Origin of the sequence: Paracoccus spongiarum (assembly GCF_030732095.1) — a bacterium.
Taxonomy (GTDB): domain Bacteria; phylum Pseudomonadota; class Alphaproteobacteria; order Rhodobacterales; family Rhodobacteraceae; genus Paracoccus; species Paracoccus spongiarum.
Genome location: NZ_JAVAMQ010000006.1, coordinates 60,972 through 81,071, shown reverse-complemented (window position 1 = coordinate 81,071; position 20,100 = coordinate 60,972). Strand labels below are relative to the sequence as shown.

Here is a 20,100-nt window from a genome sequence, read left to right as displayed (position 1 = left end):
CCTGCGGCCGAGTTGACTTCATGCGGACCTCCTCTGGTCGAGGCTGGCAGGCTATCGCCATGCGCCCGCCACCTCAACTTGCAATTGACCAGATTGTGAAGCGCGAACTATCTGGCGCATTCCGGCAAGACGCCGGATGCTGCGCCCACCCAACCGGAGACCGCCATGCCGCCCCGTCCGATCCTGTCTGCCGCCCTGCCCGCCTGGCTCGCGATCTGCCTTGCCGTGACCGGCCTGCCCGCCGTCGCGCAGGGCACCGCGACCTTCACCGCGGCCGAGATCGACGCCGCGGGCTATGACGGCGGCGACCTGCCGCCGGGACGCTCGGCGCTGACCGCCAAGGTGCAGGTGCTGCTGGATCGGTCCGGCACCTCGCCGGGGGTGATCGACGGCTTCAAGGGCGGCATGAGCCAAAGCGCGATCATGGCCTTCGAGCGCCGCGCGGGCTTGCCGATGGACGGCATCATGGACCCGCATCTGTGGAACCTGCTGCAAAGCTTTGCCAACGCGCCGGTGACGGCCGACTACACGATCACCGCCGAGGATGCCGAGGGGCTGGTCGATGCCATCCCCGCGGACTACGCCGAAAAGGCCAGGATGTCCGCAATGGGCTATACCAGCATCGCCGAGAAGCTGGGCGAGCGTTTTCACATGGACGAGAAATTCATCGCCTTCCTGAATCCCGGCGTCGCGCTGGTGCCCGGCGCAACCATCAAGGTGACCGCGCCCGCCGCCCCGATCCGCGGCGAGGTGACGCGCATCCTGATCGACAAGGCCACCCGGCGGGTCGCGGCCTATGACGCCAGGGGCCGGATGATCGTCGACTATCCCGCCACCATCGGCTCGGATTCGACGCCCTCGCCCTCGGGCAATCACAAGGTGGTGACGGTCGCGATCAACCCCAACTACACCTACAACCCGGCGCGCAACTTCAAGCAGGGCGACAACGACAAGCCGCTGATCGTGCCGCCGGGTCCGAACGGGCCGGTTGGCACGGTCTGGATCGACCTGTCGAAGCCCAGCTATGGCATCCACGGCACGCCGACCCCGTCGCAGCTGTTCGTGAACCAGTCCTATGGCTGTGTCCGCCTGACCAACTGGGACGCCCGCGAACTGGCCGGCATGGTCAAGGGCGGCGTCACGACCGTCGAGTTCCTGCAGCCCGGCGTCACCATCGCCGATGCCACCGGCACCCGCCCGGCCGAACCCGTGGTGACATCGGAACCTCTGGAGCAGGCGGCGGGCGGGACCCCGGCCGATCCGGCGCCCGCGACCGCCGCGGTCGCCGAAACGGTGCAACCCGTCGCCGCAGACGCCCCCGCGCTGACCTATCCGGCGGAAGGGGCGCGGGACGCCGCGGCTGCTGGCGGGACGGTACTCGAGGACACATCGGAAGAGGCGGCGGACCGCCTTGCCCCGGTGGGTGGCGATCCGCTGAGCGATGCGCTGTCCGGGGCGCTGGCCGAGGGCTTCCTCGTGCCGCCGCTGGGCGAGGAATGATCGGCGCCGCAGTCCGGTCCGCGGCGCTGCTGGCCGCGCTTTCGGGGCCGGCGGTCGCGCAGGATCGCCCGCCCGCGCCGCCAGCGGGCGCCATTGAGGAACCCGCGGCCGTGCGCCCGCCGCAGCGCCCGGAGAGGCCGGCGCCTGCCCCCACGGCGGCCCCGCGCGCCGAGGATCGCGGCCCGGACGACGGCGCGCCCGACCGGGCGGCGGCGGACGAGGTACCGGTCGAGGCCGCCGAGGCAGCGCCGGATGCCGCCTTCGGACCGCCGATGGCTCCCCGCTGGTGGATGCTGCGCGAAACCGAGGCCGAGGATGCCGGCTGCCGGCTGGCGCTGGCCCTTCTGGGAACCGTCTACCAGGATCGCCAGCCGGTCACCGACGCGGACCAGCGCGACTGCGGCATCGCCCGGCCCATCGAGGTCAGCCAGATCATTCCGGGGCTGGCGCTGGAAGGCGGCGCCGTGATGCGCTGCGACACCGCGCGGTCACTGGGCTTCTGGGCGCGCGACTTCCTGCGCCCGGCGGCCGCCACCCTTCCGGGGGCGCCGCGCGTCACCGGGCTGCGGCTGGGCACCACCTATGACTGCCGCGGCCGGGTCGGCACCGGGGCGGACGTGCCGAAGCTGTCGGAACATGCCTATGGCAACGCCATAGACATCGCGGCCTTCCAGATGGACAACGGGCAGGATCTGGTGGTGACCCCGCGCGAGGACAGCGGTGACCGGGCCGAGGCGTTCCAGCGCGCGGTGCGTGGCGCGGCCTGCCTGTATTTCACGACGGTGCTGGGGCCTGGGGCGAATGCGGCGCATGCCGAGCATCTGCACATGGACATGGCCGCACGCCGCAATGGATGGCGGCTGTGCCAATAGCTGTCACCGGCGCGCCTGCTCCATGTCGAGATAGGTCGGATCGAACCGGGCCAGCGTCGCCAGCCCCTTCCAGTCCAGGATGGTGACATCGGCCCCCGACCAGCGGATCAGCCCGCGGTCGCGCAGGTCGCGCACCGCCCGGTTCACATGGATCGGGGAATAGCCGAGGATGTCGGCCAGTTCGCGTTGCAGCAGCGGCAGCGCGAAGCGATGGTCCGACGCCGCGCCGACGGCGTGCAGCCGGGCATATATCTCGCACAGAAGATGCGCCAGGTGGGCGCTTGATCGCAGCGAGGCGGCAGCTACCAGCCATTGCCGATGCACCGCCGCGTCGATCAGCGTCGCCATCCACAGCAGCCGGGTCAGATGCGGCAGATCCTCGGTGATCGCGGTCAATTGGTCATGGCTGACGAATTCGACCTCGGCGGGACCGATGGCGATGACCGAGTGCTCCAGACCGGCCAGCACGAAGCCGTGCAGGTCCACGAAATCGCCAGGCACGTGCAGCGCCGTGATCACCCGTTCCTCGGGTCGCCCGACCAGCTGGTGCGACCGGGCCGACAGCCCGCGCAGCATCATGCAGCTGCGCTGGGCATGGCGTTCGACCGGCACGATCACCTCGCCCGGCGCGTAGGCCACCTGCTCGGTCCGCAGGGCGCGCAGCCGCGCCAAATCCTTGTCGCTGAGGCGGTCACGTCTTTGAAGATAGCGGATAAAGTAATCGGTGATCGCCATTCCGCCTCCTCTTCTGACGGCTTCCGGACAGTTGCAAATCGGCCCATCGGACGCAATGGCCGGACCCCCAATGTAACATTCATTAAGCCGCTTTCGATCCCGCGAACGCAGCGTCAGCCGGGCCGTCCGGCCGTGCGGGGTCGGGCGGGCAACCGCAGGGCATCGGCAAGCGCGGCGAAGCTGTCGGCGATGGACTCGCTGCGCCGCGTCACGAAGTCGTCCAGCTGCGGATACAGCTTCACCGCCTCGTCCAGCCGCGGATCGGATCCCGGCGCATAAAGGCCGGCGCGGATCATCAGTTCGGATTCGGCATAGCTGCCCAGCGCGGCCCGCGCCCGGCCGATCTGGGCGTTCTCGTCCTGCGTTGCCGCGTCGGGCAATGATCGCGAGACCGAGCGCACCACGTCGATGGCCGGAAAGCGGCCGCGCTCGGCGATGCTGCGGTCCAGCACCACATGCCCGTCCAGCGTGCCGCGCAGGATGTCGGCCACCGGCTCTTCCATGTCAGAGCCGGCAACCAGCACGCTGAAGATGCCGGTGATGTCTCCGGCCCCCTCGAGCCCCGGGCCGGCACGCTCGGCCAGCGCCATGATCAGGTTAGAGACCGAGGGCGGAAAGCCGCGATAGCTGGCCGGCTCGCCGGCCGCCAGGGCGATCTCGCGATGCGCCTCGGCAAAGCGGGTGATCGAATCGGCAAGCAGCAGGACATGGCGGCCCTGATCGCGGAAATGCTCGGCCACGGCCATCGCCGCCCATGCGCAGCGGCGCCGGATCAGCGGCGAGCGATCCGATGTCGCGGTGACGATCACCGACCGCGCCATGCCCTCGGGACCCAGGGTCCTGTCGACGAATTCGCGCAGTTCGCGCCCGCGTTCCCCGATCATCGCGATGACCACCACATCGGCCTGCACCCCGCGTGCGAGGCTGGACAGCAACGTCGACTTGCCCACCCCGGAGCCCGCGAACAGCCCGACCCGCTGGCCGGCCACCAGCGGCAGGATCGTGTCGAAGACGGCAAGCCCCGTGGCCAGCCGCGCCCCCAGCCGCTTGCGCCGCACCGCGGGCAGCGCCTCGCAGCGGAACGGCCGCGGCTCGATCCCGCGCGGCAGCGGCCGGCCGTCCAGCGGCTGACCCAGCGGGTCGATGATTCGCCCGATCCAGCCGTTGCAGGGCGCGATGGTCGGCGCGAACAGCAACTCGACCTCGGCACCGACCGACAGCCCCTCGGCATTGCCCTCGGGCAGCACCTCGGCCACATGCGGCGCCAGCCCGACGACCTCGCCGCCCACGTTGCCATTCTGCAACGAAATCAGCACCCTGTCGCCCAGCGAGGCATGCGCGTTCAGCCCCTCCACCCGGATCATTCCGGCGCGCATCGAATGCACCCGTCCGAAATGCCGCGCCGGGCGTGTCTGCAGGATCCTGTGGGCGATCGATTCAACTTTATCCATTTCACGCTTCTCCCGGCCGGCGGCAGGTCCGCCTCGCGAAACGGTTTCTAAACCAATTGGGGTTAAGACCGGGTTATCGCCAATGAGGAGAAGCCTCATGTTTGAGAAGATCGAGATGATGCGGATGGCCCGCGCCATGGGCCAGCACGTCGCCCAGCGGCAGACCATCGTCGCCCGCAATATCGCCAATGCCGACACGCCCGACTACAAGGCGCAGGATCTGGGCGCATTCGAGGACAGCTATCGCCGCCGCGACGGCATTCCCGCCCTGCGCACCAGCGACGCGCGCCACATCGCCACGCCGGACTGGTCGCCCTCGGCCGCGCCGCGGGTCACGACGGCGACCGATGTCTCGCCCAACGGCAACTCGGTCTCGCTGGAGGGCGAGATGCTGAAGGCGGCCGAACTGAAGCGCGAACACGACCTGTCGCTGGGCATCTATCGTTCGGCGCTTGACCTGATGCGCACCAGCATCGGGCGGCGTGGCTGAAGGACCAGGACATGACCGACCCCGTTTCCCCGCTGCGGCTCTCCGCGTCCGGCATGCATGCGCAAAGCGAAAGGCTGCGCCGCACGGCCGAGAACATCGCCAACACCGACACGCCCGGCTATCGCCGCAAGCTGGTGACCTTCGACGAGGCGGTGCGCTTTGGCCGCCGCACCGGCGAGGTCGAGGCCTCGCGCACGATTCTCGATCGCAGCGAGCTGCCGCGCATCTTCGACCCTTCGCATCCGATGGCCGATGACGAGGGGTATTACCTCGGCTCGAACGTGAACCTGGTCATCGAGATCGCCGACTCCCGCGAGGCTGGCCGAAGCTACGAGGCCAACCTGAAAATGTTCGAACAGACCCGGCAGATGGGCGCGTCCCTTCTGGATCTTCTGCGCCGCTGAAAGGAATTTCCATGTTGACCTCTTTGAATGCCGCCAATGCCTATTCCGCCGCGCGCAGCGCGGTCCAGCCGGGCCAGCCGGCTGGACCCGACGCGATCCGCAAGGTCGGCGAAGCCGCCGAGGATTTTGCCGCCCAGATGGCGCAGGTCGATGCCGTCTCGACCGGCGCGATGACCGGCAAGGTCGAGACCTACCAGCTGGTGCAGACGATCGCCGAGGCCGAACTGGCCATGCAGACGGTCGTGGCGATCCGCGACAAGGTCGTCGAGGCCTATCAGGAAATCCTGCGGATGCCGGTCTGAGGTCGCACCATGAACGAGACGCTGCTGTTCGACATGATGCGACAGGCGCTGCTGATCGCGGTGCGCATCTCGGCGCCGATGCTGGGGGTGGCGCTGGTGGCCGGGGTGGTCATCGGCCTCTTCCAGGCGCTGACCTCGGTGCAGGAAATGACCCTGACCTTCGTGCCCAAGGTCGGGCTGATGCTGGTGGTCTTCTGGGTCACGATGAGCTTCATGACCACCGCCCTGTCCGATTTCTACATCGGCCAGATCATCCCCCTGATCGCGGGCAGCTGAGCCATGGACAACGCGATCTATGCCGCCCTGACCCGGCAATCCGGCCTGATGAACGAGATGCGGGTCGTCGCCAACAACATCGCCAACGCCAACACCACCGGCTTCCGACGCGAGGGGGTGATCTTCGCCGAACACCTGGCCGCGCTGGACCGGCAGGGCGACACCCTGTCGATGGCCCATGCGCGCGGCCGGCTGGTCGATCTGGGCCAGGGCGTCATGACCCAGACGAACGGCAATTTCGACCTGGCCATCGAGGGCGAGGGCTTCTTCCTCATCGACACGCCCGATGGCCCGCGCCTGACCCGCGCCGGCGCCTTCCTGCCCTCGCCCGAGGGCGAGTTGATGACCGCCGATGGCCACCGCCTGCTGGACGAGGGGCAGGCCCCGATCATCATTCCGGCGGGCGCAAGCCGTGTCGCGGTCGGCGCCGACGGCACCATGTCGGCCAATGGCGTCGCCTTCGGCCGGATCGGCGTCTTCGCGGCGCCCGAAGGCGCGGACCTGACCCACAAGGGCGGCACCAGCTTCGCGCTGGACGGCGACCCCCAGCCGGTCGAGGACGCCCGCGTCCGCCAGGGCTTCCTCGAGGAATCCAATGTCGACCCGGTCTTCGAGATAACCCGCATGATCGAGGTCCAGCGCGCATACGAGCTGGGCCAGTCTTTCCTTGATCGCGAGGATCAGCGCATCCGCAGCGCGATCACCGCCATGACCCGCTGAGAGGAACCGCCATGAGAGCCCTTCAGATCGCCGCCACCGGGATGAGCGCCCAGCAGACCCGCGTCGAGGTCATCTCGAACAACCTCGCCAACATGTCCACCACGGGCTACAATGCGCGCCGCGCCGAATTCGCCGATCTGCATTACCAGCAGGCGACGCGCCCCGGCACGGTCACCGCCGCCGACGGCACCGTGATCCCGGCGGGGGTGCAGCTTGGCCTGGGCGTGCGCCCCACCGCCGTCAGCATCAACCTGCAGCAGGGATCGCTGTCGCAGACCGGCGGCGACCTGGACATCGCCATCGACGGCGAGGGATATCTGGAAATCACCCTGCCCTCCGGGCTTTCGGCCTATACCCGCGATGGCGGGCTGAAACGCTCGGCCGATGGGCAGATCGTCACCTCGGACGGCTATCCGGTGGTTCCGGGCATCACCATTCCCGACGACGCGCGGTCGATCTCGATCAATGCGGGCGGCGAGGTGCATGCCTATTTCAACGATCGCGTGGAACCCGAATTGCTGGGTCAGTTCACCCTTGCCGGCTTTGCCAATGAAAAGGGCCTCGAGGCGATCGGCTCGAACCTGTTCCTTGAAACGGCGGCCTCCGGCGGCGCGCAGGTGGTAAACCCCGGGCAGGAGGGCCTGGGCACACTGCGACAGGGCTATCTGGAGGAGAGCTCGGTCGATGCGGTGCGCGAGATCACCGAACTGATCAAGGCGCAGCGCGGCTATGAACTGAACGCCAAGGTCATCACCGCCGCCGACCAGATGCTTGGCGCAACGACGCAGGTGCGCTGATGATCCGGCCGTTTCTCATCGCCGCGCTGGCCCTCGCCGCACCAGCCGCGTCCCAGGCCGCCGTGCTGGCCGCCGCACGCACACTGCCGGTCGGCACCGTCATCGCCGCCGGCGACCTGCGCGCGATCGACGGCGACCGGCCCGGTCTCAGCGATCCGGCCGAAGCCATCGGCCTGCAGACCCGCGTCACCATCTACGAGGGGCGCCCGCTGCACGCCAACCTCCTGCAGGCGCCGCGGCTGATCAACCGCAACCAGATCGTGCGGCTGTCGTTCCAGCACGGCCCGCTGCGCATCGACACCCAGGGCCGCGCGATGAGCGATGGCGCGGCGGGGGACGTGGTGCGGGTGATGAACCTCGATTCGCGCAGCACCGTCACGGCGCGCGTCCTGCCCGACGGCAGCCTGCTGGTCGCCGACTGAGTTGCCGGGATTGTAAGGAAGCATTCGATGAAACCCACCACCCTTCTCTGCCTCGCCCTGGCGCTGGGCGCCTGTTCGCGGGTCGCCAATGTCGGCCAGGTACCGGAACTGACCTCGCCCCGCAGCGGCGAGGAGTTCATCGCCATGACGAACCCCCCGCTGGAGATCCCGGTGGATTCCGGCCGCCCGGAGGCCGCGGCCTCGCTATGGGCCGGCACAACCTCGTCGCTGATCAGCGACCGGCGCGCGGCGACGCGGGGCGACATCCTGACCGTGGTGATCGAGATCGACGACCGGGCCGAGATCTCGAACAGCTCGGGCCGCTCGCGCGCCTCGGGCGAGGATGTCAGCATCCCGCAGATGATGGGGATCCCGCAGCGGCTGGCCGACAAGCTGCCCGACGGGGCCAGCTTCGACAATCTTGCCGAGGCCTCGGCCTCGTCGACCTACAAGGGCACGGGCAACATCACCCGCCGCGACAAGCTGACGCTGCGCGTCGCCGCGACGGTCGTCGACCGGCTGCCCAACGGGACCTTGCAGATCCAGGGCTCGCAGGAGGTGCGGGTCAATTATGAGCTTCGGGAATTGACCGTCTCGGGCTTCGTGCGGCCGGCCGACATCGATCGCAGCAACGAGATCGCCTATGACCGCATCGCCGGGGCCCGCATCTCCTATGGCGGGCGCGGTCAGATCACCGATGTCCAGCAGCCGCGCTATGGCCAGCAGGTCGCCGACATCCTGCTGCCCTATTGAGGACGATCGCATGAAAAAGATCCTGTCCATGATCCTGCCGCTTGTTGCCCTGCTGGGCGGAATCGCCGGCGGCGAGATGCTGCGACCCGCCGCAACCGGCGCCGAGGCCGCGACAGGCGCCCATCAATCGGTCGGCGCCCCGCCCGAGGGCGGTGCCGGCCCTGCCGCCGATGCCGGGACGCCGCCGGTGGGGGACCAGGAGATCGAGGCGGCCGGCGAAGGTTTCTTCACCTTTCCCACCCAGTTCTTCGTCCCGATGATGCGCAATGGCGACATGGGCGCGATGATGATCCTCACCATCACCCTCGAAACCGGGGCGGACACGCTGGAGGCGATGAAGGGTCACGAGCAGCGGCTGCGCGATGCCCTGCTGCGGCAGTTGCTGATCCACGCCAATACCGGCGGCTTCGACGGAAACTTCACCTCCGAGGCCAGCATGAGGGTTCTGCGCGATGCGCTGCTGACCGCGGCGCGGTCGGCCACCAGCTATCCCGTGCGGCAGGTCCTGATCGGGGATATCGCGCGGCAGGGCCGCTGAGGCGGGCCGCAGCATTGCGCATGGCGGCGGCGCGCGGCACAAGGGGCGCGACGTGACGCAAGGACCCATCGGTGCCGCACCCTTCGCCAGACCCGCCGCATGGCGGCGGGCCCTACCCCCGCCGCGCTGCGGCCGCAGCGGCGCGCAGCGGCGCGATCGGCCCCATCGCAATCCTGCTGGCCAGCTTCCAGGGCGCGCGCCACATTGCGGCGCAGCTGGCAAGCATCGAGGGGCAATCCTATCCGCATTGGCGGCTGATCGTCTCGGATGACGGCTCGCGCGACGACACGCGCGCGATCATTGCGGCATTCGCGGCGCGGCACCCTTCAGGACAGGTCGTGCTGAGCGCGGGGCCGGGCCAGGGCGCGACCCGCAACTTCCTGCATCTGATCGATCTTGCGCCCGCCGGCACGGCGATCGCCTTCTGCGATCAGGACGATGTGTGGTTTCCCCACAAGCTGGCGCGGGCGGCCGAGGCTCTGGATCGGCTGGCCGAACCCGCGCATTACGCCGCGCGCACCGTCATCGCCCGCGACGATCTGGTGCCGGTCACCGAATCGCGCCGGTTCGAGCGGCCCTTCGGCTTTCGCAACGCGCTGGTGCAGGCCTGCATGGCGGGCAACACGTCGGTCTTCAACGCCGCGGCGGCGCGATTGCTGAAGGCGGGCAGCGCCGCCGCGCGCAGCGCCGCGATCGAATCGCATGACTGGTGGGCCTATCAGCTGAGTTCGGGCGCGGGGGCGCGCCTGATTCATGACGGACGGCCGGCGCTGCTGTATCGGCAGCATGCGCGCAGCGAGATGGGCCGCAACGACACCGCCGCGGCGATGGCCCGGCGCTTTGGCAAGCTGTTTGCGGGCGATTACGGGCTGTGGGTGGCCGCCAACCTGGCGGCGCTGGCGCCGATGCACGGGCATCTGACACCAGAAAACCGCGAGATCCTCGACGGCTTCGCGGCGGCGCTGGCGCTGCCGGGGCCGCTGGCGGCGCGGCGGATGCGCGCACTGGGCCTTTATCGTCACACGGCTGCCGGCACGGCGGCGCTGTATGCCGCAGCGGCGGCGGGCCGGCTGCGTCAGCCGCGCTCGCCCAGGATCCGCATCAGATAGGTTCCGTAGTCGTTCTTGGCGAACATCGCGGCACGGGCGCGCAGGTCGCCCTCGCTGATCCAGCCGGCCTCGAAGGCGATCTCTTCGGGGCAGCCGGTCTGCAGGCCCTGCCGGTTTTCCAGCGTGCGCACGAAATTGCCCGCATCCAGCAGCGAGGCATGGGTGCCGGTGTCCAGCCAGGCAAAGCCGCGGCCCATCCGCTCGACCGTCAGCGCGCCGTCGGCGAGATAGCTTTCCAGCAGGGTGGTGATCTCAAGTTCGCCGCGGGCCGAGGGCTGCACCTGCGCCGCCCGCCGGGGCGCGGTTCCGTCCAGGAAATACAGCCCGGTCACCGCATAGTTCGACGGCGGGTCGGCCGGCTTCTCGATGATCGCGCGAGCCTGCCCGGCGGCGTCGAAATCGACAACGCCATAGCGTTCGGGATCGCTGACCCGGTAGCCGAAGACGGTGCCGCCCGCCTCGCGCCGGTCAGCGGCCTGCAGCAGGATCGGCAGCCCGTGCCCGAAGAAGATGTTGTCGCCCAGCACCATCGCCGAGGGCGCGCCGGCCAGGAAATCCTCGGCCAGCAAATAGGCCTGTGCCAGCCCGTCCGGCGAGGGCTGGACGATCCATTCGAAGCGCAGGCCCCACTGCCCGCCATCGCCCAGAAGTCGCTGAAACTGGGCCTGGTCCTCGGGCGTGGTGATGATGGCGATCTCGCGGATGCCGGCCAGCATCAGGACGGTGATCGGGTAGAAGATCATTGGCTTGTCGTAAAGCGGCAGCAACTGCTTGGAGACGCCCATCGTGATCGGATAAAGCCGCGTGCCCGATCCGCCCGCCAGAATGATGCCCTTGCGCTGTGTCATGTGGTCTGCTCCAGCCTTGCCAGCACATCGGCCAGCCCCTTGCGCCAGTCGGGGCGCGATACTGCGAAATCCCGGGCGATCGCGCCGCAGTCCAGCCGCGAGTTCTGCGGCCGGCGCGCGGGCGTGGGGTAGTCCGCGCCCGGAATTGGCCGAACCCGGCAGGCCAGCCCGGCCTGCGCGAAGATCGCGGCCGCGAAATCGGCCCAGCTGGCATCCGGGGCGCCCGCATAGTGATAGATGGCAGCCGCCGGCCGGCCCTCGGCCATCGCCCGGCCGATGTGCAGCAGCGTTGCGGCGATGCCGGCGGCCGGGGTGGGTCCGCCGATCTGATCGGCAACCACCGCGATCTCGTCGCGGACGGCACCAAGCCGCAGCATGGTCTTGACGAAATTCGCGCCATGCGCCGAAAACACCCAGGAGGTGCGCAGGATCACCGACCTGCCGCGCGCCGCCGCCACCGCCTGTTCGCCCGCAAGCTTGGTCGCGCCATAGACCCCCAGCGGCGCGGTGGCGGCGCTTTCGATCCAGGGCGCGGTGCCGCTGCCATCGAAGACGTAGTCGGTCGAGACATGCAGGAACGGCACGTCCAGCGCGGCGGCGGCGCGGGCCATGGCGCCGGGCGACAGCGCGTTCACCGAGCGGGCGATGTCGGGTTCGGATTCGGCGCGATCGACAGCGGTGTAGGCGGCCGCGTTGATGACCAGGCTCGGGCGGGCGCGCAGCAGGGCGTCGGCGCAGCCCTCAGGGTCGGCAAGGTCGGCCTCGTCGCGCCCGAGGAACTGCGCCTCGGGTGCCAGCAACGCCAGTTCGCGTGCAACCTGCCCGGTTTTGCCGAAGACCAGAACCCCCTGCATCAGCCGCGCCCCAGCCGTGTGCCGACCCCCTCGCGCGACAGCAGCGGCTGCCACCAGTCGCGATGGGCCAGATACCAGGCGACGGTGCGGCGCAAGCCTTCCTCGACGGTGACCGAGGGACGCCAGCCCAGTTCGTCGCGGATGCGCTGCGGATCGATCGCATAGCGCCGGTCGTGGCCGGGGCGGTCGGTGACGAAGGTGATCAGCCGCTCATGCGCGGCGCCCTCGGGATGCATCTCGTCCATATGGGCGCAGATCGTGCGCACCAGGTCGATGTTGCGGGCCTCGTTCTCGCCGCCGATGTTGTAGCTGCGCCCGATCTGGCCGCGTTCCAGAACCAGCAGCAGCGCGTCGGCGTGATCCTCGACATAGAGCCAGTCGCGGACATTGCCGCCATCGCCGTAAACCGGGATCGCCTCGCCCGCGAGGGCGCGCAGGATCACCACCGGGACCAGCTTTTCGGGAAAGTGATAGGGCCCGTAATTGTTCGAGCAGTTGGTCAGCACCACCGGCAGGCCATAGGTCTCGTGCCAGGCGCGCACCAGGTGATCCGAGCCCGCCTTGCTGGCCGAATAGGGGCTGCGCGGGTCATAGGGCGTCGCCTCGGTGAACTGGCCGCTGTCGCCGAGGCTGCCGAAGACCTCGTCGGTCGAGATGTGGTGAAAGCGGAACCCCTCGGGCCGGCCCCGATCCTGCCAATGGGCCCGCGCCGCCTCGAGCATGTTGAAGGTGCCGATCACATTCGTCTCGATGAAGGCGGCGGGGCCGTCGATCGACCGGTCGACATGGCTTTCGGCGGCCAGATGCATCACCGCGTCGGGGCGGTGATCCGCGAACACCCGGTCCAGCGCGGCGCGGTCGCGGATGTCGACCTGTTCGAAGGCGTAAAGCGGGCTGCCGGCGACCGAGGCCACGTTTTCGGGATTGGCCGCATAGGTCAGCGCATCGACATTGATCACCTGATGGCCGCGTTGCACCGCCAGCCGCACCACCGCCGAGCCGATGAAGCCCGCGCCGCCGGTCACAAGAATCCTCATGCGTCACTCTCGCTGGTGAAGGGGGTCGTCCAGTCCGCGAAGGCCGGGGCGTCGCGGTCCTTCCCGGACAGGATCGGATCGGTCACGCCCCAGTCGATGCCGAGGCTGTTCCAATGCACCCCGCCATCGCTGTCGCGATCGTAATGCGCGGTGCATTTGTAGACGATCTCGGTGTCCGGCGCGCGGGTGACGAAGCCGTGCAGGAAACCCGGCGGGATCCACAGCTGACGGCCGTTCTCCTCGGACAGTTCGACGCCGATCCAGCGGCCGAAATCCGGGCTGCCCCGCCGCGCGTCCACCGCCACGTCGTAAAGGCATCCGCGGCCACAACGGACCAGCTTGCCCTGCGCATGGGGCGGGGCCTGATAGTGCAGGCCGCGCAGCGTGCCCGCCTGCCGCGACAGCGAGTGATTGTCCTGGACGAATTCGGGCAGCGCCAGCCCCGCCGCCTCGAGGCTGCGCCGGTTCCAGCTTTCCGCGAAGAAGCCGCGCTCGTCGCGATGCCGCAGCGGCGTGATGACAAGCACGCCCGACAGGGCCGTCTGTTCGATCTGCATCCGTTCAACCATTTACGCCCAACCCATCCGTCCTATAGGCAAAGCGGCATCGCATGTCACGCGGCAGCTGCCCCGCCCCGCCAGCATAGCCCTTCGCCGCGCGATGGAAACCGCTGTCGGGGATTTTAGCTTTTAGATTGCGGTGCATCGCGCCGTCAGGATTGAGCACGGCCCGACCCGCCGCTAGGCTTGCGGGCAGGTCAAACGAGTTCCGGGTCATGTCCGACAGCGCCGCATCACAGATCGCCGACTATCTCGTGACGGGATACTGGCGCGACATGGGCGACACGCCCGGTGCCTTTGGGGTGCGCACGGGCGACAGCCTGAGGGTGCAGCTGGATTTCTCGCGCGGGGCCGACCTGCAGATCGTGCGCCTTGCGCTGGCCGCCTGGGAGGGCGTCAGCGGGCTGCGATTCGACCTGACCGGCACGGCGGGCGCGCATGACCTGCGCCTGACCGATGCCTACCGTGGCGCCTTTGCGACCGCCAGCCAGCTGCCCGGCGGAGAGCGGGTATCGGCGACGGCCAATGTCGGGCGCGGATGGATGGATGCCTATGGCACCGACACGGTCAGCTACTACACCCAGACCTGGATCCACGAGATCGGCCACGCCCTCGGGCTGGGCCATGCCGGGCCCTACAACGGCGCGGCCTCCTGGGGCGATCAGCGGTTTGCCTTGGACAGCTGGCAGATGTCGGTGATGTCGTATTTCTCGCCGCTGGAAAACCCCAATGTGGATGCCGGCGAGAGCTTCGTGCTGTCGCCGATGCCCGCCGACATCCTCGCCATCCATCGCCTGTACGGCACGCCGGTCGCGACGGGCGATGGCGCGGACATCTATGGCTATGGCGGCACCGCGCCGGGCGTCCACGCCGCCTTCACGCAGCTGCTGGAATCGGGGCGGGCCGGGATCGGGGCGATGCTGACCATCCACGACACCGGCGGGCGAGACCGGATCGACCTGTCGCGCGACAGCCGCGATCAGGTGATCGACCTGACGCCGGGCGCGTTTTCCGATGTGCTGGGCCAGTCCGGCCTTCTGGGCATCGCCCATGGCACGGTCATCGAGGATGCCGCGGCCGGGCGCGGCGACGATCTGCTGATCGGCAATGCCGCGCCGAACCGGCTGGCCGGCGGCGCGGGCGGCGACGAGTTGCGCGGTCGCGACGGCGCCGACCGGCTGGATGGCGGGCGCGGCCATGACCGGCTTCTGGGCAGCGACGGGACCGACCGGCTTCTTGGCGGGCTTGGCCGCGACACGCTTATCGGCGGGCGGGATGCGGACCGGCTGGACGGCGGCGGCGGCCGCGACGTGCTGATGGGCCGCGCGGGGGCCGACGTGCTGATCGGCGGCGCGGGGGCCGACCGCTTCGTGTTCCGCGCCCGTGACGATCACGCGGGCCGCCAGCCGGTCGGCATCGAGGATTTCGGCGCCGGCGACGACCGTCTGGACCTGCGCACGCTGGGCCTCGACGACATGCGCCCGCGCGGCGGCCCCTTGGGCGACGGTCTGCTGCGGGCGGTGACGCGCGGCGACGACCTGCAGCTGATCGCCGATCTCGACGGCGACGGCCGCGCCGATCTGCGCATCATCCTGCGCGGTCTTGACGGTCTGGACGCCGACGCGCTGATCTTCTGAACCGGCGCGGCCTTGCAGAGCCTCGCGCCCCGCCGCATCATGGCGCCCTGCGATCAGGAGAGCCTGCGGTGAAGCAATATCTGGATGCCCTGTCCCATGTCCTCGACCATGGCGTGACCTCGACCGACCGGACCGGAACCGGAACCCGGTCCTGCTTCGGGATGCAGATGCGGTTCGACCTGTCGCAGGGCTTTCCTCTGGTCACGACCAAGAAGGTGCATCTGCGGTCGATCATCCACGAATTGCTGTGGTTTCTGTCGGGCGACACCAACATCGCCTATCTTCGCCAGAACGGCGTCTCGATCTGGGATGAGTGGGCGGACGAGAATGGCGACCTGGGCCCGGTCTATGGCCATCAGTGGCGCCGCTTCGGTACCGAACCCGGCGAGGAGCCACCGATGGAGGCCGACCAGATCCACGCCCTGATCGAGGCGATCCGCACAACGCCCGACAGCCGCCGGCTGATCGTGTCGGGCTGGAACCCGCTGCAATTGAAGGACATGGCCCTGCCGCCCTGCCACACGCTGTGGCAGGTGCGCATCCTTGGCGGCCGGCTGCACCTGCAGCTTTACCAGCGCTCGGCCGACATGTTCCTGGGGGTGCCCTTCAACATCGCCAGCTATGCGCTGCTGGCGCACATGATCGCGCATGTGACCGGCTACGAGCCGGGCGAGTTCGTGCACACGCTGGGCGACGCGCACATCTATGCCAACCATGTCGATCAGGTGCGGCTGCAACTGACCCGCGATCCTCGGCCGCTGCCGCGCCTGCGCATCGCCCGCGAGGTCGCGCGGCTCGAGGATTTCCGCTATGAGGATTTCCTGTTCGAGGGCTACGACCCGCACCCCGCCATCAAGGCCGCGGTCGCGGTCTGACCGGCGATGCTGACGCTGATCGCCGCCCGCGACCGCGCCGGGGCCATCGGCCGCGGCAACACCATCCCCTGGCATGTCCCCGAGGATTTCGCCTTCTTCAAGCGCGAGACGATGGGCGGCGCGATCCTCATGGGCCGCAGGACCTGGGACAGCCTGCCGCGCCGCCCGCTGCCGGGCCGCCTGAACATCGTCATCAGCCGCGACACCGCGCCCCGCGAGGGCGCGGTGGTCGTGTCCTCGCCGGATCAGGCGCTGGCTGCCGCGCAAGGCGCCGGACATGATCACGCCTTCTGCATCGGCGGCGCACAGATCTATGCGCAGATGCTGCCCCGCGCCGACCGGGTGCTGCTGTCCGTCGTCGATCTTCGGGTCGAGGATGCCGACGCCTTCTTCCCGCGCCTCGACCCGGCCGAGTGGCAGCCGGTCGGCTCGCAGGTGCTGCGCAGCGCCGCGCCCTCATGCCATGTCGAGGAATATCGCCGCATCGCCGAAGGTCCCGCCCCCGCCGGCTGACAGCGCCCGGACCCGGCCGGTCGGCAGATCAGGGATGGCGCGGAGATCGTCGTCTTTCGTTGACGGGCACCGGGCGCGATCAGGTCTGGACGCAGGTCGAAGGCGGCCCGGACGCGGTTTCCGGCCAGCAGCGCGCGTCAGCGCGGGATCGGCCGGCGCCCGCATCCTGGCGAAAAGCATGGCGAGGGCGCCGCAAGTCCGGGGGTTCATCCGCGCGGCCCCGCCGGCGATGCGCCGCTGGCATCGGTGGTCGGGCCGGGTGCATCTGCTGCAGCGCGCCGTGCGGGTCGTGCCGCCATTTGCCGATCCACGCAGCGGCGCCCGACCGCGGTCGCTGAAGGCGACGCCCTGGCCCACATTCTCGCATTGCGGCGCCGGCCGGTCCGGTCGATACCTTGGCCGCGCGAACGAGACGCCGGATCATCGGCGCATCATGACAGTGAAGGGACTCAACATGGGCAAAGTGGTGATTGGCCTGGTTCTCGGCCTGGCCGCAGGAATAGGCGCAATGCTGTATATCGGCAGCACGGCGGTCGGCATCGGGACGGGCGCCGGGGCAGCGATGGGAATTTCGGCGGGCCTCTGCGCAATGGTCGAGGCGGCGAATCAGTCGGGCGTGCTGACGCCAGAACAGCTGGACACGCTGATCGCGCAGGCCTCGGGGGCACTGGCGGGCAGCGATGCCGCCCCGCAGACGGAGGTGGCAGGCTCGGTCGCCCAATTCGAAACGGTGATGAGCGACCTTCGCGCCGCCCGCTGAGCGCGGCCCGCACGACCTGCACGCGGGCGGCCGCCGGCCGCGTGCCACCGGACACGAAAGCGTGAGGCCGGTAACGGATCGCCGCGCGATCCGACCTGCAGGAGGTCCGCAGCAGCGCGGACGTGATCCTGCAAGGAGGACTACCAGATGACCACCAGAACCACCCTCGGCCTCGGGGCCTCGCTGGCCTGCGCGCTTGGCATGGCGGCGGCCACCACGGCGCTTGCCGAAGGCGAGATGGAAAAGTGCTTCGGCGTTGCGATGGCCGGGCAGAACGACTGCGCCGCCGGGCCGGGCACGACCTGCGCCGGCACCTCGAAGGTGGACTACCAGGGCAATGCCTGGAAGCTGGTGCCGGCCGGCACCTGCGCCGAGATCGAACTGCCCGCCGCCGAGGATGTCACCGCGCGCATGGGCTCGCCCGAGGCGCTGATGCGCGACCTGCCCGCCTGAGCCCAGCACCTGCCGGGGCGGGCGATGCCGGCCCCGGCCTTCATCCCGGACAAGGAACAGAAGCATGACCGGCCTGCCACCCGATGTCGGCGTGGGCTTCAAGCCCGACCATCACGCGGCGATCCGCCGCGCGCCCTCGCAGATGGGCTTCTTCGAGGTCCATGCCGAAAACTACATGGGCGCGGGCGGGCTGCCCCATGCGCAGCTGACCGACCTGCGCGCCGATCACGCGCTGTCGATCCACGGGGTCGGGCTGTCGATCGGCGGGCCGCGCCTCGACGCGGCGCATCTGGCCCGGCTGCGTGCGCTCTGCGACCGGTACCAGCCCGACAGCTTTTCGGAACATCTGGCCTGGTCCAGCCACGGCGCCGAATATCTGAACGACCTGCTGCCGCTGCCCTACACGCCGCGCACGCTGGATCTGGTGTGCCAGCATGTCGATCAGGTCCAGGAGGCGCTTGGCCGCCGGATGCTGCTGGAAAATCCCGCGACCTACCTGCTGTTCGCGGACTCCTCGATCCCCGAGACCGAGTTCCTGCGCCAGATCGCCCTGCGCACCGGCTGCGGCCTCTTGCTGGATGTGAACAACGTCTTTGTCGCCTCGGTGAACCACCGCCGCGACCCGCGCGCCTATCTGGCGGATTTTCCGCTGGACCAGGTGGCCGAGATTCATCTGGGCGGCCATGCCGAAGAGGCCCTTCCCTCGGGTCCGCTGCTGATCGACGCGCATGGCGCGCCCGTCGCCGATCCGGTCTGGACGCTGTATGCAGAGGTGATCGCGCAACGCGGTCCCCTGCCGACGCTGGTCGAGTGGGACAACGACCTGCCCGAATGGCCGGTCCTGCAGGCCGAGGCGCTGAGGGCGCGCGACATCCTGCGCGGAGGGTCCGGCCTTGCCCGCGCCAGCTGAGTTCCACGCCGGCTTCGCGGCCGGACTGCGCGGCGGCGAGCTGCCGCCCGGGCTGGCCGCCTGCCCCGCCGAGGCGGCCGAGATCGCCCGGCGCTTCGCCGTCTACCGCAACAATGTCGCGGTCAGCCTGGTCGCCGCCCTGGCACGGCGCTTTCCGGTGATCCGGCGTCTGGTGGGCGAGGCGTTCTTCGACCAGATGGCGCGCATCTTCATCGCCCAGCATCCGCCGCACAGCCCCGTGCTGCTTGAATGGGGCGCGGCGATGCCCGAATTCCTGTCGGGCTTTCCGCCGCTTGCCCGACATCCCTATCTGGCGGACGTGGCCCGCATCGAGGTGGCGCGCGGGGCTGCCTTTCACGCCGCCGACGCACCGCCGCTGGCGCCCGCGGCGCTGGCGGGGGCCGATCCCGCGGGGCTGCGGCTGGGCCTGCACCCCGCGCTGCGCATCCTGCCGCTGGACTTCGCGGCGGTGGATGTCTGGGCCCGCAACCAGCCGGGCGCGGCGCCGCGTCCCATCGACATCGCCCGGCCGCAGATCGCGCTGATCCTGCGCGACCGCCGCCTTGACGTGCCGGTGCGCGCGATCTCGGCCGCCGACCGGCTGATGCTGGATCGACTGCGCGCTGGCCGGACCCTGCTGGCCTCGGCCGAGGCCGCCGCTGCGACCGATCCCGCCCATGACGCCGCCGCCCTGCTTCTGCAGCTTGCCCGCGACGGCGCGCTTGTCGCCCCCGCTGACGGAGTCCTGTCATGACCGCGCTCGTTCCCACCATCCGCCGCCTGAACGCCCTGATGGACCGCCTGCCGCAGGATCTGGTCGCGCTGATGCTGCGCGTCTTTCCCGCGATGGTGTTCCTTGCTTCGGGGCGCACCAAGGTCGAGGGGCTGTTCCGCATCAAGGAGTCGACCTGGTACCTGTTCCAGCATGAATATGCCCTGCCCCTGATTCCCTCGGGGCTGGCGGCGGTGCTGGCCACCACGGCCGAGCATGTGCTGCCGGTGCTGCTGATCCTCGGGCTTGCCACGCGGCTCTCGGCGCTTGGGCTGCTGGCGATGACGGCGGTGATCCAGATCTTCGTCTATCCGGGCGCCTGGATCACGCACGGGCTGTGGGCCGCCGCGCTTCTGGCGGTGGTGGCGCGCGGACCCGGCGCATGGTCGCTTGACCGGCTTCTGCGCCTCGAGGGGGACACGTCCGGCCGGGCGCCGATCCGCATTGCGTGATTTGCAGACGCGCCGGTTTCCGGCCAGTCTGCGCGGCGGGGCGCGACACGCGCGGGCGCC

Annotated in this window: 26 protein-coding genes; 20 read left to right on the top strand and 6 right to left on the bottom strand. The window is 69.6% G+C overall.

Annotated elements, in window-relative coordinates; all coding sequences use genetic code 11:
- The first annotated feature begins 165 nt into the window (after positions 1-165).
- Together Q5Y72_RS08535 and Q5Y72_RS08530 are read left to right on the top strand one after the other, a co-directional pair.
- Positions 166-1,500, top strand: a complete 1,335-nt coding sequence (locus Q5Y72_RS08535; protein ID WP_305962992.1) for a L,D-transpeptidase family protein — start codon at positions 166-168, stop codon at positions 1,498-1,500.
- The gene (locus tag Q5Y72_RS08530; RefSeq protein WP_305962991.1) at positions 1,497-2,372 is read left to right on the top strand and encodes an extensin-like domain-containing protein; all 876 of its coding nucleotides are present in this window, start codon (positions 1,497-1,499) and stop codon (positions 2,370-2,372) included. The genes Q5Y72_RS08535 and Q5Y72_RS08530 overlap by 4 nt, the downstream gene beginning before the upstream one ends.
- A 3-nt stretch (positions 2,373-2,375) precedes the next feature.
- Here the strand turns inward: Q5Y72_RS08530 and Q5Y72_RS08525 are convergent, their stop codons facing one another.
- Positions 2,376-3,107 carry a Crp/Fnr family transcriptional regulator gene (locus Q5Y72_RS08525; RefSeq protein WP_305962990.1) on the bottom strand — a complete coding sequence of 244 codons (732 nt, stop codon included), beginning with the start codon at positions 3,105-3,107 and terminating at the stop codon, positions 2,376-2,378.
- Between the two features lie 113 nt (positions 3,108-3,220).
- On the bottom strand, positions 3,221-4,558 hold the full coding sequence (locus Q5Y72_RS08520; RefSeq protein ID WP_305962989.1) for a FliI/YscN family ATPase: 1,338 nt from the start codon (positions 4,556-4,558) through the stop codon (positions 3,221-3,223).
- A 97-nt stretch (positions 4,559-4,655) separates the two neighbouring features.
- Between Q5Y72_RS08520 and Q5Y72_RS08515 the strand changes: the two genes are divergently transcribed.
- The 10 genes from Q5Y72_RS08515 to Q5Y72_RS08470 all read left to right on the top strand — a co-directional run bounded on the left by Q5Y72_RS08515 (position 4,656) and on the right by Q5Y72_RS08470 (position 10,369).
- Positions 4,656-5,048: a FlgB family protein gene (locus tag Q5Y72_RS08515; RefSeq protein WP_305962988.1), complete on the top strand. Its 393-nt coding sequence runs from the start codon at positions 4,656-4,658 to the stop codon at positions 5,046-5,048.
- Between the two features lie 11 nt (positions 5,049-5,059).
- On the top strand, positions 5,060-5,452 hold the full coding sequence (flgC, locus tag Q5Y72_RS08510) for a flagellar basal body rod protein FlgC (RefSeq protein ID WP_305962987.1): 393 nt from the start codon (positions 5,060-5,062) through the stop codon (positions 5,450-5,452).
- Between the two features lie 11 nt (positions 5,453-5,463).
- Positions 5,464-5,754 carry a flagellar hook-basal body complex protein FliE gene (gene fliE, locus Q5Y72_RS08505; protein ID WP_305962986.1) on the top strand — a complete coding sequence of 97 codons (291 nt, stop codon included), beginning with the start codon at positions 5,464-5,466 and terminating at the stop codon, positions 5,752-5,754.
- Positions 5,755-5,763: 9 nt separating this feature from the next.
- Entirely contained in the window at positions 5,764-6,030 is a 267-nt protein-coding gene (locus Q5Y72_RS08500) for a flagellar biosynthetic protein FliQ (protein WP_305962985.1), read from the top strand.
- A gap of 3 nt (positions 6,031-6,033) precedes the next feature.
- On the top strand, positions 6,034-6,750 hold the full coding sequence (locus Q5Y72_RS08495; RefSeq protein ID WP_305962984.1) for a flagellar hook-basal body complex protein: 717 nt from the start codon (positions 6,034-6,036) through the stop codon (positions 6,748-6,750).
- Between the two features lie 11 nt (positions 6,751-6,761).
- Positions 6,762-7,547: a flagellar basal-body rod protein FlgG gene (gene flgG, locus Q5Y72_RS08490; protein WP_305962983.1), complete on the top strand. Its 786-nt coding sequence runs from the start codon at positions 6,762-6,764 to the stop codon at positions 7,545-7,547.
- The gene (flgA, locus tag Q5Y72_RS08485; protein ID WP_305962982.1) at positions 7,547-7,969 is read left to right on the top strand and encodes a flagellar basal body P-ring formation chaperone FlgA; all 423 of its coding nucleotides are present in this window, start codon (positions 7,547-7,549) and stop codon (positions 7,967-7,969) included. The genes flgG and flgA overlap by 1 nt, the downstream gene beginning before the upstream one ends.
- A 27-nt stretch (positions 7,970-7,996) precedes the next feature.
- The gene (flgH, locus tag Q5Y72_RS08480; protein WP_305962981.1) at positions 7,997-8,722 is read left to right on the top strand and encodes a flagellar basal body L-ring protein FlgH; all 726 of its coding nucleotides are present in this window, start codon (positions 7,997-7,999) and stop codon (positions 8,720-8,722) included.
- Between the two features lie 10 nt (positions 8,723-8,732).
- Entirely contained in the window at positions 8,733-9,260 is a 528-nt protein-coding gene (locus Q5Y72_RS08475) for a hypothetical protein (RefSeq protein ID WP_305962980.1), read from the top strand.
- A gap of 71 nt (positions 9,261-9,331) precedes the next feature.
- Complete coding sequence (locus Q5Y72_RS08470) at positions 9,332-10,369, top strand: glycosyltransferase (protein ID WP_305962979.1); 1,038 nt, start codon at positions 9,332-9,334, stop codon at positions 10,367-10,369.
- Here Q5Y72_RS08470 and rfbA read toward each other — a convergent pair.
- Genes rfbA through rfbC form a run of 4 tightly spaced genes read right to left on the bottom strand, consistent with a single transcriptional unit; the run spans position 10,336 to position 13,665 of the window.
- Positions 10,336-11,217, bottom strand: a complete 882-nt coding sequence (gene rfbA, locus Q5Y72_RS08465; RefSeq protein ID WP_305962978.1) for a glucose-1-phosphate thymidylyltransferase RfbA — start codon at positions 11,215-11,217, stop codon at positions 10,336-10,338. The genes Q5Y72_RS08470 and rfbA overlap by 34 nt on opposite strands.
- Positions 11,214-12,071 carry a dTDP-4-dehydrorhamnose reductase gene (gene rfbD, locus Q5Y72_RS08460; RefSeq protein ID WP_305962977.1) on the bottom strand — a complete coding sequence of 286 codons (858 nt, stop codon included), beginning with the start codon at positions 12,069-12,071 and terminating at the stop codon, positions 11,214-11,216. The genes rfbA and rfbD overlap by 4 nt, the downstream gene beginning before the upstream one ends.
- A complete protein-coding gene (gene rfbB, locus Q5Y72_RS08455; RefSeq protein WP_305962976.1) occupies positions 12,071-13,108 on the bottom strand; it encodes a dTDP-glucose 4,6-dehydratase in 1,038 nt (345 codons plus the stop codon). Before rfbB ends, rfbD begins: the two co-directional genes overlap by 1 nt.
- Positions 13,105-13,665, bottom strand: a complete 561-nt coding sequence (rfbC, locus tag Q5Y72_RS08450) for a dTDP-4-dehydrorhamnose 3,5-epimerase (protein WP_305962975.1) — start codon at positions 13,663-13,665, stop codon at positions 13,105-13,107. Before rfbC ends, rfbB begins: the two co-directional genes overlap by 4 nt.
- Before the next feature lie 218 nt (positions 13,666-13,883).
- Between rfbC and Q5Y72_RS08445 the strand changes: the two genes are divergently transcribed.
- The 8 genes from Q5Y72_RS08445 to Q5Y72_RS08410 all read left to right on the top strand — a co-directional run bounded on the left by Q5Y72_RS08445 (position 13,884) and on the right by Q5Y72_RS08410 (position 20,040).
- Positions 13,884-15,305, top strand: a complete 1,422-nt coding sequence (locus Q5Y72_RS08445; RefSeq protein WP_305962974.1) for a M10 family metallopeptidase C-terminal domain-containing protein — start codon at positions 13,884-13,886, stop codon at positions 15,303-15,305.
- Between the two features lie 68 nt (positions 15,306-15,373).
- The gene (locus Q5Y72_RS08440; protein ID WP_305962973.1) at positions 15,374-16,180 is read left to right on the top strand and encodes a thymidylate synthase; all 807 of its coding nucleotides are present in this window, start codon (positions 15,374-15,376) and stop codon (positions 16,178-16,180) included.
- Between the two features lie 6 nt (positions 16,181-16,186).
- On the top strand, positions 16,187-16,693 hold the full coding sequence (locus Q5Y72_RS08435) for a dihydrofolate reductase (RefSeq protein ID WP_305962972.1): 507 nt from the start codon (positions 16,187-16,189) through the stop codon (positions 16,691-16,693).
- A 259-nt stretch (positions 16,694-16,952) separates the two neighbouring features.
- A complete protein-coding gene (locus Q5Y72_RS08430) occupies positions 16,953-17,453 on the top strand; it encodes a hypothetical protein (RefSeq protein WP_305962971.1) in 501 nt (166 codons plus the stop codon).
- A gap of 147 nt (positions 17,454-17,600) precedes the next feature.
- A complete protein-coding gene (locus Q5Y72_RS08425; protein WP_305962970.1) occupies positions 17,601-17,906 on the top strand; it encodes a BufA1 family periplasmic bufferin-type metallophore in 306 nt (101 codons plus the stop codon).
- A 64-nt stretch (positions 17,907-17,970) separates the two neighbouring features.
- Positions 17,971-18,816 carry an MNIO family bufferin maturase gene (gene bufB, locus Q5Y72_RS08420; RefSeq protein ID WP_305962969.1) on the top strand — a complete coding sequence of 282 codons (846 nt, stop codon included), beginning with the start codon at positions 17,971-17,973 and terminating at the stop codon, positions 18,814-18,816.
- A complete protein-coding gene (locus tag Q5Y72_RS08415) occupies positions 18,800-19,570 on the top strand; it encodes an HvfC/BufC N-terminal domain-containing protein (protein ID WP_305962968.1) in 771 nt (256 codons plus the stop codon). The genes bufB and Q5Y72_RS08415 overlap by 17 nt, the downstream gene beginning before the upstream one ends.
- Positions 19,567-20,040, top strand: coding sequence for a DoxX family protein (locus Q5Y72_RS08410; RefSeq protein WP_305962967.1), 474 nt, complete (start codon positions 19,567-19,569; stop codon positions 20,038-20,040). Before Q5Y72_RS08415 ends, Q5Y72_RS08410 begins: the two co-directional genes overlap by 4 nt.
- Positions 20,041-20,100: the final 60 nt, after the last annotated feature.